Below are 13,227 nucleotides of genomic sequence, written 5' to 3'. Positions count from 1 at the left end.
AACATGGATGTGTTCTCTTTAAATAAATGGATTTATCATGCTTATCAAAAAATTTTATTATTTATCTCTATTATCTTTTTTATTTGCTTCACAAACAGTAGCTGCGGAAACAAAAGAAAGTTTTTTGTTTTGTGAAGGCTGTTCTACTGATCAAATAAAAAGTTTGGTCAGAAATTATGCAAAGAATAATACTGCGAAAGTTCTTGTTATTGATAGAATAATGGCAACAGCTAGAGAAGTAACTGTTTCCCATTTAGCCACAAGTGAAGAAAATGGAGATAAATCTAGCAAAGTCATTATTAATATAGATAGTCGTAAATCTTATTTAGCAGCAATAAACCAAGCTTTAATAAATATTAGGCAGTTGAATATAGAAATACAGTCTAAACCTCAAAAACTGATTAGCTTACCTGAAAGTTCGGGTTTTACTTCTGTATATTTAGGTTTCGATAGCGACAATGCTTTTAAAGATATGAAGCGCGTAATTGGCCTAGAATTAAACAATTCAGCAAATCATCAGATGGTTGAAATAATTAGCAGGCTACAAAATCAAATTGAACTTCTTAACAGCTTTACTTCCGTTGGTTACGAGTTTTTGTCTTTTATACCAGGTAATTTAGTTAAAAAAAGTACTTGGCAGGTAAATTTTGCTGATGATACAAGTATTGAAATTGATATAAATTTTGTGATGATTAATGATCAAATTCAGGCTAGAGCTGAGTTAATTAAAGATAAAATGACAACTTCCGGCGGTTCAAGTATTCCGTTATCTCGATTTAGCACAGCAAATTTTAGTGCTGAAGCAAGTGGTAGTGGTAATGAACTTAACTTTTTACTTGATCATTTAATTGAAATTGGAGCTACTATCACAAGTACTGAAGGGTATGACTCTACTCAATGCCGAGTTAAAAAAGTCATTTGTCGTGCCGATGGCCAATGTGCATTTTATTTTAGCTGCACTAACTAAAAATAATGTACTTAACTTCATAAAATCACACTAAGTTTTAGTGACTAGAAGCGACTTATCCGCAAGGAGAGTCGCTTTTTTATTGTACAAATTTAATAAAAAACTTTTTCATATAAGCATCAAAAACTTGTAACAAGTATGTAACTGGTCTGTCATCTAAGACCTCTAACTTATCTCTCGTTGATTTATCCCTATTTAACCTGGAGAAAAGTTTATGATTAAGCAAGGGCTCTCACTAGCCATTACCAGCTTGATTTTATCAAATGCAGTTGCTGCACCTGTGCCAAGCAACCAAACAGCCAATGCATGGTACAGTCAAGGCCAAACAATAATTCAAGAAAAACTAGCGCAACAACGAACCACTAAAGCAAAAAATGTCATTCTATTTGTCGGTGACGGCATGGGCGTATCCACCTTAACCGCGGCAAGAATTCTTGAAGGTCAAATGGCCGGTAATAGTGGTGAAGAAGGCTACTTAAGCTTTGAAACTTTCCCTTATTCAGCCTTAGTCAAAACTTACAATGTTGATGCTCAAACCCCTGACTCTGCCGGTACGATGACAGCGATGATTTCAGGCCTTAAAACCGATGCTGGTGTAATTGGTGTTGATGAAGATGTTGTCCGTGGCAACTGTGCTTCAACCAAAGGTAATGAAGTCGTTACCGCATTAGAATTAGCGGAAATAAAAGGTATTGCCACAGGTATTGTTTCTACTGCCCGTATTACTCACGCAACCCCTGCAGCAACCTATGCAAAATCGGCCGACCGTAACTGGGAAGATATCTCAGATATGGCGATTGACGAAAATCCAGAACGCGCCGACTGCCAAGACATAGCTTTACAACTGGTTGAGTTTGAAAAAAATGTTGAAGCACGTTACGCAGGCGTTGATATTGACGGCATTGAAGTGGTGATGGGCGGTGGTCGTCGCCACTTTTTACCTAAAGATGCAGCCTTTAACAGCAGCGACGCACAAAGCGATATTGAAGGCGACCGCACCGATAATCTCGATTTAACTGCGCAATGGCAAACCACCTACCCTGATGGCGCCTATATCACTGACCAAGCTGGTTTCGATGCGTTAGACGACAGCACTAGCCGAGTGTTTGGTTTATTTAATGAATCCCATATGCAGTATGAAGCTGATCGTGAAAATGATATCGCCGGCGAGCCTAGCCTAAGTGAAATGACAGCGAAGGCGATTGATATTATGGAAGATAACGACAACGGCTTTTTCTTAACGGTTGAGTCTGGTCGCATTGATCATGGTCACCATGCGGGTAACGCAAGTAATGCGCTGACCGATACCATCGAATTTGCCAAAGCGGTTCAAGCAGCTGTCGACGCCACCGACCCTGAAGAAACCCTTATTATCGTCACAGCTGATCATAGTCATGTATTTACCATTGCAGGCTACCCAAAACGTGGTAATCCAATTCTAGGTAAAGTGGTTGAAGTAAATCAAACTGAGCCGGCACTTGGTTCAGATGACCTACCTTATACAACGGTTGGTTATACCAATGGCCGTGGCTTTCGTGATTTAGGCCAAGAAACTAATGCTGATGCAACTTACGCTGATGATGCTGTCGCTGGTCGTATCGATTTAACTGCGATTGATACTGAAACTGTTGGTTTTCACCAAGAAGTGACCGTTCCGCTTAGTAGCGAAACTCATGCCGGTGAAGATATTTCAGTTCATGCCATGGGACCAAGCGCCCACCTTGTCCAAGGCAGTGTTGAGCAAAGTGTTATTTTTCACCTGATCAATCGTTCACTTTCACTGGTTAACGACTAATAGCGTGTAGCTAACAAATAAATTAAGGAATTTATAATGAAAAAATTAATTGTATCTGCATTAGCTGCGTCGGTTTTAGTTGCGCTAACAGGTTGTGATGATGGCGACGATGGTGCTAACGGCACAAATGGTGTTGACGGTAGCAACGGCTTAACCAGTTTAATTAAACAAACCGAATTAGCTGTTGGTAATGACGAGTGTAAAAATGGCGGTATACGCGTCGACTCAGGTATTGATGCAAATAGTGACGGTACGTTATCTGACGATGAATTTAGTGCTACTGAATACGTTTGTGCGCCACTGGTTAAAGAACTAAAGGCGTCTGACATTGCCACTAACACCAACAACTCTTGGTATGTTGCCGGCGAAGCCAGTGTCGAAAAAGCAGAGCAAGCTTGGCAAAATATTGATGCTGGTATACAAGCTTCAGCGAATGTTAATAGTGCTAACGTAAATATTGCAGTTGCTCATTCAGCTAAAGATATTGAAGCACTCAAAGGTAGCGCCAAAAACGTCATCTTGTTTGTTGGCGACGGCATGGGTGTTTCTACCGTTACTGCTGCTCGTATTCTTGAAGGTCAGCAAAAAGGTATGATGGGTGAAGAAAACCGCTTAAGCTTTGAAAGCTTTCCATTTGCGGGTTTAGCAAAAACCTACAATGTTGACGCACAAACGCCGGATTCTGCCGGTACAATGACGGCGATGGTATCAGGTGTTAAAACCGATGTGGGCGTATTAGGTGTTGATGAGAATATCGTGCGCGGCGATTGTAATAGCGTTGCCGGCAACGAAATGATCACCGCACTTGAACTTGCTGAAATTGCCGGTAAATCCACTGGTGTCGTTTCAACTGCACGTATCACTCACGCAACTCCTGCGGCAACTTATGCAAAATCAGCCGATCGTAATTGGGAAGATATTTCCGATATGTCTGACGATGCTATTGATGAAGGTTGTCAAGATATCGCCTCACAACTAGTGAACTTTGAACAAAACTTAGAAGCGCGTTATAGCGGTATTGATGTTGATGGCATTGAAGTGGTGATGGGCGGCGGTCGTCGTCACTTCTTACCCAAAGATGCCATGTACAACAGTATTGATGCCCAAAGTGATATTGAAGGTGATCGCACAGACGGACAAGACTTAACCGCACAATGGCAAGTTGCTTACCCAGAAGGTGAATACATTATTGACCAAGATGGTTTTGATGCAATTTCGGCAGACACTACTGAGCGTGTTTTTGCGTTGTTTAACGAATCGCATATGCAATACGAAGCAGATCGCGGCAATGACATTGCTGGCGAGCCGAGCTTAAGTGAAATGACGTCTAAAGCGATTGATATTTTAGATAATAACGAGCAAGGTTTTTTCTTATCAGTTGAGTCTGGTCGCATTGACCACGCCCATCACGCAGGCAACGCGTATAACGCTTTAAACGATACCATAGAGTTTGCCAAAGCGGTGCAAGTAGCTATTGATGCAACCGACCCTAGCGATACCTTAATCATAGTAACTGCTGACCATAGTCATGTATTTACCATTGCCGGTTATCCCAAACGTGGTAATCCTATTCTTGGTAAAGTGGTTGGCATTGGCTCCGAAGAGCCAGCATTAGCAAAAGACGGTATGCCGTACACCACATTAGGTTATACCAATGGTCGAGGTTTCCGAGATTTTGGCGATGAAACCAATGCTGATACCGTTTACGGTAGTGACCCTATCACAGGTCGAGTTGACTTAACTGATGTTGATACTGAATCAGCGGGTTTTCACCAAGAAGCTTTAGTACCAAGATCGTCTGAAACTCACGCCGGTGAAGATGTTGGTGTTTATGCTAGCGGCCCAGGTGCGCAATTGGTAAATGGCACCAATGAGCAAAGCTTAATCTTCCATATTATGGATTATGCGGCAGGCTTAACGAGCGCTTCTGAAAGCATTAATTAAGCTTGATCAGCACGATTTAAATGGGGAGTTATTACTCCCCTTTTGTGCAACTTTGTTTCGTCAAAAAAGCAAATTGAAATAAGTAGAACAACATGAAAAAACAGCTATTCATTATTTTATCAGCCATGCTAATGGCGAGCGTATCGCAGTTTAGTATTGCGGCCGAGTGCGACACTGTTTATGGCGTCGACTATGTCATTTCGAAAATATCACAGTCAAAACCGCACAAACGCAATACCTTTGAATTATCGCTTTGGCGCAATCAGCAGCAGGTTATTTATATTAACCATCAAAGTGCGACTTCAACAAAATGGCAAAAAACCGCCAATAACCGCATCCGTAAAGTCAGCTATTTTGATGAGTTTGAACGTGCGATTGAATATGAGCCAAGTGCTGCGCTTTTAGCAACGTTTGAGCGAAATTTTCACATTATTACCTATGATGTACGTAACAAGATGACTTTAGTGGCAACTGCGGGTACAGGGTGCGAACAGGTTCAGCAACTAGAGTTAACTGATAAAAATATCAAGCTTAAGGTTTGGTGGCAACCGAGCCAGCAGTTAGTGCAAAAGTTAGAACGAATTACCGCTTCGGATAAAACCTTATGGCAAGCAAAAAAGGTAATCACCGCAGAGCAAGGCTTTAAATCGATAGTCGCTAAACTGCATGACTACCACGCGACAGATTATGCCGATATTGGTGATAACGAGTCAGATCCCTTTTTAGTGAAAATGATTAATCTTGGTTTTGTTGAACATGGTGCTAGTGGTTTTTACGATAGCCAAGGTCATTCACTTTCAGGTGGTCATCAACACTAATAACTCGTTGATTAGCATGCATTGAATAAATTTTAATTAAGGCTCATTTTCGATTGGTAAAATAGTGTAAAAGCCAGTTACAATAACCCCATCATAGTTAACATGGATATATCATGAGCCTTTCAGTTGTTATTCTTGCCGCGGGTAAAGGCACCCGTATGCGTTCTTCACTTCCTAAAGTACTTCACCCTGTTGCAGACAAACCTATGGTGGGTCATGTTATCGACAGTGCGCGCCAATTAGGTGCTGAGAATATTTACCTAGTTTATGGCTTTGGTGGCGACGTTTTAAAAGAGCAAATAACTGGTGATGATTTAACTTTTGTTGAACAAACCGAACAATTGGGAACCGGTCATGCGGTCGACCAAGCATCGCCTTTTCTTAAAGATGATGAAGATGTATTGGTGTTATACGGTGACGTGCCATTAACCAAAGTATCAACCCTTGAAAGCTTGCTGGCGGTAAAACCAGATAATGGCATGGGCTTGTTAACTGTACATTTATCAAACCCTACTGGCTATGGTCGTATCGTGCGTGACAACAATACCGTTGTTGGCATTATTGAACAAAAAGATGCATCACCAGAGCAACTTAAAATTAACGAAGCAAATACTGGCATTTTATTGGCCAATGGTGGCGATTTAAAACGTTGGTTAGCCAACCTTTCAAATGATAACGCGCAAGGTGAATATTATTTAACTGATATTATTGCCGCTTGTCACGCTGAAGGAAAAGTGATCGCAACCGCGCATCCTGACACTGAAATTGAAGTCGAAGGCGCGAATAACCGCGTGCAACTTGCTGCGTTAGAGCGCGCTTATCAAGCTCGCCAAGCAGAAGCATTAATGATCGCTGGCGCAAGTTTGCGCGATCCTGCGCGTATTGATATTCGCGGCGAACTCACCGTTGGTCAAGAAGTGCAAATTGATGTTAACTGTATTTTTGAAGGTAAAGTCACCTTAGCTGATGGCGTAAAAATTGGCGCTAACTGTATCTTAAAAGACTGCACTATCGGTGAAAATGCAGAAATAAAACCTAATTCAATTATTGAACAAGCAAGCCTTGCACAAGATAGCTCGGCAGGCCCATTTGCCCGTATCCGCCCTGGCTCAGTTATTGAAAAAAATGCTCATGTTGGCAACTTTGTTGAAATGAAAAAATCAACTTTAGGTGAAGGCAGCAAAGCCGGTCATTTAACGTATTTGGGTGATACCACCGTAGGCACTTATTCAAATATTGGTGCCGGTACGATTACTTGTAACTACGATGGCGTGAACAAGTTTCAAACCATCATTGGCGACAATGCTTTTATTGGCTCAAACAGCTCGTTAGTTGCACCAGTGAACATTGGCAATACTGCGACAGTTGGGGCAGGCTCTGTGGTTGCTAAAGATGTTGCCGATGAAGAGTTAGCGGTAGCACGTGGTAAGCAGCGCAATATTCAAGGTTGGCCGCGTCCAACAAAAAATAAATAAGTGTTATTGTGGCAAACCATGTTTGGCTGAAGTGGATAACAATTGTTGCTGTGTTTGTTTTATCGCTAAGCGTTAAGGCAAATCCAGTACAAGTTGTCTCAACCGAACGTAAGTTGCTGCAGTATCAAGTAAATGGCCAGCTAAAAGGCCCAAGTGCGCAAATATACAAAATGCTGATGAAGCAAAGTCAGCTGTCAATTCCGGTAGATTTTATGCCTTGGGCACGCGCTTTTCAAAAAGCGCAAACTACCCCTAATACCCTTATTTTCAGCCTTATTAGAACCGATGAACGTGAGCAGCAATTTCATTGGCTTCTGCCTGTTAGCCAGCTATTTCAAACCTTTGTTGGTAAAAAAAGTCGCTATAGCAAAGCGCAATATTCCCTACCCTTTATTCGAGAGCGTGTTACTGCGGTGGTAAGAAATACCTATGGTCATCAACTGTTGATAAAAGAAGGCTTTCTGGAAACCCGCAACCTTTATGTTGCCAGTTCGATGGAAGTGGCAACCAAGTTGTTTTTTGAAGATAAAGTCGACTTTGTTTTTACTGAACCTAATGTAATTCGTGCAGAAATGGGCAAATACCAAATGACTAAAGGTGATTTAGTCGCAGCACCCTTGCTTGAAAAAGCCATTCGTAAAAGCTACATCGCGATAAACAAAAACTCTGACAGCACACTCACCTCTTTGCTAATGCGCGCTGCCAGTGAGGTTAAAAACACTGCTGAATATAAACGTTTATTTGCTCATATTGATTTATAAGCTGCTTGAATAACAATCAAATTTGCCTGTGCATTAATAATCTGTTTTAATACGCTATCTTTTAAAACGAAAGTTTAAGTTTCAAACGAAAGTTATGTCGAAAAGAAATACCCAACAGCGACGTCATACCATTATTACTGAGCTCAATAAAATGGGGAAAGTGAGTGTTGAGCATTTAGCCAAACAGTTTGAAACTTCAGAAGTTACTATTCGAAAAGATCTTGCCGCGCTTGAACAAAGTGGTCTATTACTGCGTCGATATGGCGGAGCAATCTCTTTACCGGCAGAAATTATTGAAGCTAATCCGAGTAAAGTTTCAAAACGAAAGTTAGCTATCGCGCAAAAAGCCGCTGAACTTATCAAAGATCATAACCGCATTATTATTGACAGTGGCAGAACCACATCAGCCCTTAGCCAATACCTAACGGACAAAAAAGGCTTAGTAGTGATGGTTAATTCACTTGCCATCGCCAATGACATTCAAAATTTAGAAAATGAGCCTACCCTTTTGATGACCGGAGGCACATGGGATCCGCAATCGGAATCATTTAAAGGGCAAGTGGCAGAGCAAGTGATTAAATCGTATGACTTTGACCAGCTTTTTATCGGTGCAGACGGCATTGATATTGAGCGCGGCACCACAACTTTCAACGAGCTTATCGGTTTAAGCCAAGTGATGGCAGAAGTATCTCGTGAAGTAATTGTGATGGTCGAGTCAGACAAAATAGGTCGTAAAATTCCAAATTTGGAAATACCTTGGCAAAAAATTAATACCCTAATTACCGATGATGATTTAGCATCGTCATTAAAAACAAAACTCATTGAACAAGGCGTAAACTTAATATGCGCCCAAACCCAATAAATAAAGGATAAGAGTATGTGTGGCATTGTAGGTGCAGTAGCGCAACGTGACGTGGCAGACATTTTAGTCGAAGGACTAAAACGATTGGAATATCGAGGTTACGATTCAGCTGGTGTTGCGATTATTGATAGCAATAACCAATTAAATCGCGCCCGTCGTTTAGGTAAAGTACAAGAACTAGCCGATGCGTTAACCGAAACGCCATTAGCCGGTGGTACAGGTATTGCGCATACACGTTGGGCAACACACGGTGCACCAAGCGAAGTAAACGCTCACCCACATGTATCTTCTAATACCATTGCTGTTGTTCATAACGGCATTATTGAAAACCACGAAGAATTACGCAGCCAACTACAAGGTTTAGGGTATGAATTTGTATCTGAAACCGATACGGAAGTTATTGCCCACCTTGTTCATCATGAACTAAAAAGTGCTGATACCTTGCTTGCTGCTGTACAAACCACAGTAAAACAACTTGAAGGTGCTTACGGCACTGTTGTGATGGATACTCGTGATAAAGATCGTGTGGTTGTCGCACGTTCTGGTAGCCCATTAGTGATTGGTTACGGCTTAGGCGAGAATTTTATAGCTTCAGACTTAATGGCACTATTACCGGTTACCCGTAAATTCTCTTACCTTGAAGAAGGTGATGTTGCTGAAGTTACTCGTTTTGAAGTTAACATTGTTGATAAAAATGGCTTAAAAGTAGAGCGTGAAGCGAAAGAGTCGGAAGTGAGCCACGACGCTGGCGATAAAGGTGAATACCGCCATTACATGCTCAAAGAAACTTACGAACAACCTACTGCTATTCGTAACTCATTAGAAGGTCGTTTAACCAACAACGTATTAGATATTAATACCTTTGGCGAAGGTGCAGATGAAATCTTCAAAGACATCGAGCACGTGCAAATTATCGCTTGTGGTACCAGTTATCACTCAGGCATGGTGGCACGCTATTGGTTAGAAGCATTGGCTGGCGTTTCATGTAATATCGAAATTGCGAGTGAATTTAGATACCGTAAATCGTTTGTCCCCAAAAATGCCTTATTAGTGACTATTTCTCAATCAGGTGAAACTGCCGATACACTTGCCGCATTACGATTAGCAAAAGAGCTAGGTTATCGCTCAAGCTTAACGATTTGTAATGTACCGGGTTCATCACTCGTTCGTGAATCTGATCTGGCGTTTATGACCAAAGCTGGCGCTGAAATTGGTGTTGCATCAACTAAAGCCTTTACCACGCAATTGGTTGGTTTATTAATGATGACCTTAGCCCTTGGTAAGCACAAAGGCATGAGCGATGAACAACAAACTAGCATTTCACAATCATTAATGACGCTGCCTAACAAATTAGAAGAAGTGTTAGCGCTTGCTGATTCGATTGAAGATTTAGCAGAAGATTTTGCCGATAAACATCACGCTTTATTTTTAGGTCGTGGCGATCAATACCCTATCGCAATGGAAGGCGCGCTTAAACTAAAAGAAATTTCATACATTCACGCTGAAGCATACGCAGCTGGCGAGTTAAAACATGGCCCACTAGCGCTAATCGACGCTGAAATGCCAGTAATTGTTGTTGCGCCGCAAAACGACTTAATTGAAAAATTAAAATCAAACGTTGAAGAAGTGCGTGCTCGTGGCGGTTTAATGTATGTTTTTGCCGATAGCAACGCCAAATTTACCAGCGATGAAACCATGAAAGTGATAAACGTGCCACTATGTGACGAAGTGATCGCACCAATCGTTTACACCTTGCCATTACAATTACTTTCTTATTATGTGGCGATAATTAAAGGTACTGATGTTGACCAACCTCGTAACCTTGCCAAGTCAGTAACTGTAGAATAATCAAAAACTTAGATTTTTTGAATTCTAAAATAAAGTTCGAAACTTTAAAGGCACTAAACTTAGTTTAGTGCCTTTTTTATTTAATCTGACCCGTCCTAAAAACTTCTACAATTTGACAAGCTCAATTTCTAGTCAACGAAAAGCCGCATGAGTGTTAAATACCCATGCAGCTAAAATCGTTAATACCAATTTTAAGGGGCTTATTTATGCCCCTACTTTTTGAAAGCCATTGAAAAATGAAAGTTGTACAGAATGGGAAAGCGCCTTAGGGCGAATTTTCTGCACTTGCTTAATTATTTCTGCTTTGCTGTAACCTAGCTCATACATCAGTATGCCAATCACCAATCCCGTGCGACCTGAGCCGCCTTTGCAATGTACAGCAATAGTGCCTTGATCACGCAAAATAGCTAGCAGGTCTTCAAGGTGAGATTTGAGTGCTGCGGCAAAATCTTCATTGGGTGCATCGTCATCTAAAATGGGTAATTGAAACCATTTTACTCCTTGCTCGTTACAGATGTTTGGAAGTGCATTGGCTGCATTTTTCTTCATCTCGGCTTCGTACATAAGCGTGACAATAGCGCGTGCCCCTGCAGCTTTTAATTGCTCTACAGAGGTTGTTAAATCAACGCCTTTCGTGCCAGGGCAAGGTGTAAAAATAAAGCTTGCGCCATTATCAAGCGATAATGTGTCATATGGGTGAGTTTGCATAAAAAACCTCTTAATTATTCGTTAAACCAATGTGTTGTTCTGTTCACTATCGCCACAAGAGACAGCATAACGGGTACTTCAACAAGTACGCCAACCACCGTTGCTAACGCCGCTCCTGAATGAAGGCCAAAAAGGGAAATTGCCACAGCAACTGCCATTTCAAAGAAGTTTGATGTACCAATTAAACTAGCAGGGGCAGCGATGTTGTGTTTGAGTTTAAGTTTAACAGCGATAAAATAAGCAATAATGAAAATACCATACGATTGAATAATCAGCGGGATAGCAATTAAGACAATATTTATCGGTTGCGCTAAAATGGTATTCGCTTGAAACCCAAACAGCAGCACCACAGTCGCTAGTAAACCAATAACAGAAAAAGGTTTTAACTTCTCTAACAAGCTAGTGATAGCCGCTTCATCACGACCTGATCTATTTAACGTTTTTCGCGTGATTATTCCTGCAATTAAAGGCAACAATACGTAAAGTACCACAGATATTACCAAGGTTCCCCAAGGGACATGAATGTCTGATACCCCTAGCAATAATCCTGCAATTGGGGCGAAGGCAAAAATCATGATAATGTCGTTAACCGAAACCTGAACCAAGGTGTAATTAGCATCGCCTTTTGTTAGTTGCGACCAAACAAATACCATCGCCGTACAAGGAGCGACACCAAGTAAAATCATGCCTGCAATATATTCTTGCGCAGTTTCAGGTGAAACAAAGTCGGCAAATAATCCTTCAAAGAAAAGCCAGCCTAATGCCGCCATAGAAAATGGTTTAATAAGCCAGTTGATCACTAATGTTAGTACTAACCCTTGTGGGTTTTTGCCCACTTCTTTGATAGTTGAAAAATCCACTTGTACCATCATGGGGTAGATCATCACCCAGATGAACACCGCAACCACCACGTTAACATGGGCAACCTCAAGCATTGCAACCGTTTCAAAAAGCGGCGGATAAACAACACCTAGCGCGACACCAGCAGCAATAGCTATTGCGACCCAAAGTGTTAAATAACGTTCAAAAATTCCCATGGTTAATACCTTAATTACAGCAGCTTGCTACGCGCGTTGGGCGATCACCCATTGCGTTTAGCTTTGCCAATTCTTGTTCAATAAAAATAGGTTCATTGACTACCGTTGAAGTAATCGTTTGCTTCATCCACTCAGGTAGTGTTGGATTGATTGAATAAAATACCCATTGTTGGTGCTTTCTACCAGACAAAATACCTGTTTTTCGAAGCTGTGCTAGATGACGAGATACTTTAGGTTGGCTTTCTTCATCAAGTGCGGTCATTAGCTCACAAACACATGCCTCTTTTTCAACGGCAATTATCAATAGCGTTTTCAAGCGAATATCATCTGCCAGTGCTTTGTAAAATGTTGTGGGTGTTATCGGTGCGGGTTTTTGCTTTTCCTGTATCAGTAAAAACATTTTTATTCGCGCGTTTAACTCTTGTAGTGTTTTTTCAAACGGGTTGGCATCTTTGCGAGAACGAGGCTCAGGAAAATCCCAAGCGATGCTATTTGTGCCGCTAACTTGGTTATGGCATTCTTTTGCTGCTTTATCACACAGCGTGATCACAAAGTCGAAATGAATACTGCTTATTTCATCAAGGTGTTTAGAACGCAAACCCTCGGTAGATAAGCCAAAGTGTTCAATTGCCGACAGCGTGCGTCTGTCAACATTAAATGGTTCACTACCCGCGCTGTATACCTCGTACTCGCCTTTTCCATGATGTTTTAACAAGGCTTCGGCCATTATAGAACGAGCTGAATTTTCGGTGCATAAGAAGAGAACTTTCATGAATAACTCACATAATAAATTTGTTATATAATAAGTTTATTATATTCTAGCTGCAAGCTAAGTTTTGTAAAAAGTTATTATCGATTTTTGTGTAACCTAAAAAGCTCTATTAATACCAATTTGATTAATAACTTGGTCAACTCAGCGCTATTTCAGCGGTGCTAGAACTCGCAAAAATTTTGCAGGTATAGTCTTCTATATCAAAGACTTTTACACAGCAATTAAGGGGTGGAACGGACC

11 protein-coding genes are annotated in these 13,227 nt (G+C 41.1%); 8 read left to right on the top strand and 3 right to left on the bottom strand.

Features of this window, described 5'->3' with window-relative positions; all coding sequences use genetic code 11:
• Positions 1–37 precede the first annotated feature (37 nt).
• The 8 genes from ACRRSQ_RS19075 to glmS all read left to right on the top strand — a co-directional run bounded on the left by ACRRSQ_RS19075 (position 38) and on the right by glmS (position 10,470).
• Entirely contained in the window at positions 38–967 is a 930-nt protein-coding gene (locus ACRRSQ_RS19075; RefSeq protein ID WP_440877372.1) for a hypothetical protein, read from the top strand.
• 214 nt (positions 968–1,181) lie between these two features.
• Positions 1,182–2,762, top strand: a complete 1,581-nt coding sequence (locus tag ACRRSQ_RS19070) for an alkaline phosphatase (RefSeq protein ID WP_440877371.1) — start codon at positions 1,182–1,184, stop codon at positions 2,760–2,762.
• A 36-nt stretch (positions 2,763–2,798) separates the two neighbouring features.
• On the top strand, positions 2,799–4,706 hold the full coding sequence (locus ACRRSQ_RS19065) for an alkaline phosphatase (protein ID WP_440877370.1): 1,908 nt from the start codon (positions 2,799–2,801) through the stop codon (positions 4,704–4,706).
• Positions 4,707–4,798: 92 nt separating this feature from the next.
• Positions 4,799–5,524 (top strand): hypothetical protein, encoded by a 726-nt coding sequence (locus ACRRSQ_RS19060; RefSeq protein WP_440877369.1) that lies wholly within the window; start codon positions 4,799–4,801, stop codon positions 5,522–5,524.
• A 113-nt stretch (positions 5,525–5,637) separates the two neighbouring features.
• A complete protein-coding gene (gene glmU / locus ACRRSQ_RS19055; RefSeq protein ID WP_440877368.1) occupies positions 5,638–6,999 on the top strand; it encodes a bifunctional UDP-N-acetylglucosamine diphosphorylase/glucosamine-1-phosphate N-acetyltransferase GlmU in 1,362 nt (453 codons plus the stop codon).
• Between the two features lie 8 nt (positions 7,000–7,007).
• Complete coding sequence (locus tag ACRRSQ_RS19050) at positions 7,008–7,760, top strand: substrate-binding periplasmic protein (RefSeq protein ID WP_440877367.1); 753 nt, start codon at positions 7,008–7,010, stop codon at positions 7,758–7,760.
• A gap of 94 nt (positions 7,761–7,854) precedes the next feature.
• The gene (locus ACRRSQ_RS19045; RefSeq protein ID WP_440877366.1) at positions 7,855–8,622 is read left to right on the top strand and encodes a DeoR/GlpR family DNA-binding transcription regulator; all 768 of its coding nucleotides are present in this window, start codon (positions 7,855–7,857) and stop codon (positions 8,620–8,622) included.
• Positions 8,623–8,637: 15 nt separating this feature from the next.
• A complete protein-coding gene (gene glmS / locus ACRRSQ_RS19040) occupies positions 8,638–10,470 on the top strand; it encodes a glutamine--fructose-6-phosphate transaminase (isomerizing) (protein ID WP_440877365.1) in 1,833 nt (610 codons plus the stop codon).
• 204 nt (positions 10,471–10,674) lie between these two features.
• Here the strand turns inward: glmS and ACRRSQ_RS19035 are convergent, their stop codons facing one another.
• The 3 genes from ACRRSQ_RS19035 to ACRRSQ_RS19025 are packed head-to-tail and all read right to left on the bottom strand — an operon-like array spanning position 10,675 to position 12,987.
• On the bottom strand, positions 10,675–11,178 hold the full coding sequence (locus ACRRSQ_RS19035) for a phosphatase domain-containing protein (RefSeq protein ID WP_440877364.1): 504 nt from the start codon (positions 11,176–11,178) through the stop codon (positions 10,675–10,677).
• Positions 11,179–11,192: 14 nt separating this feature from the next.
• A complete protein-coding gene (arsB, locus tag ACRRSQ_RS19030; RefSeq protein ID WP_440877363.1) occupies positions 11,193–12,215 on the bottom strand; it encodes an ACR3 family arsenite efflux transporter in 1,023 nt (340 codons plus the stop codon).
• Positions 12,216–12,225: 10 nt separating this feature from the next.
• Positions 12,226–12,987, bottom strand: a complete 762-nt coding sequence (locus tag ACRRSQ_RS19025) for a metalloregulator ArsR/SmtB family transcription factor (RefSeq protein ID WP_440877362.1) — start codon at positions 12,985–12,987, stop codon at positions 12,226–12,228.
• Positions 12,988–13,227: the final 240 nt, after the last annotated feature.

Origin of the sequence: Thalassotalea sp. PLHSN55 (assembly GCF_052030545.1) — a bacterium.
Taxonomy (GTDB): Bacteria; Pseudomonadota; Gammaproteobacteria; order Enterobacterales; family Alteromonadaceae; genus CANMXU01.
This window is presented reverse-complemented; position numbering and strand designations above follow the sequence as displayed.

Coding starts and splice junctions, on each gene's coding strand:
- ACRRSQ_RS19075 (WP_440877372.1), top strand. CDS start 38: ATGCTTATCAAAAAATTTTATTATTTATCTCTATTATCTTTTTTATTT.
- ACRRSQ_RS19070 (WP_440877371.1), top strand. CDS start 1,182: ATGATTAAGCAAGGGCTCTCACTAGCCATTACCAGCTTGATTTTATCA.
- ACRRSQ_RS19065 (WP_440877370.1), top strand. CDS start 2,799: ATGAAAAAATTAATTGTATCTGCATTAGCTGCGTCGGTTTTAGTTGCG.
- ACRRSQ_RS19060 (WP_440877369.1), top strand. CDS start 4,799: ATGAAAAAACAGCTATTCATTATTTTATCAGCCATGCTAATGGCGAGC.
- glmU (WP_440877368.1), top strand. CDS start 5,638: ATGAGCCTTTCAGTTGTTATTCTTGCCGCGGGTAAAGGCACCCGTATG.
- ACRRSQ_RS19045 (WP_440877366.1), top strand. CDS start 7,855: ATGTCGAAAAGAAATACCCAACAGCGACGTCATACCATTATTACTGAG.
- glmS (WP_440877365.1), top strand. CDS start 8,638: ATGTGTGGCATTGTAGGTGCAGTAGCGCAACGTGACGTGGCAGACATT.
- ACRRSQ_RS19035 (WP_440877364.1), bottom strand. CDS start 11,178: ATGCAAACTCACCCATATGACACATTATCGCTTGATAATGGCGCAAGC.
- arsB (WP_440877363.1), bottom strand. CDS start 12,215: ATGGGAATTTTTGAACGTTATTTAACACTTTGGGTCGCAATAGCTATT.
- ACRRSQ_RS19025 (WP_440877362.1), bottom strand. CDS start 12,987: ATGAAAGTTCTCTTCTTATGCACCGAAAATTCAGCTCGTTCTATAATG.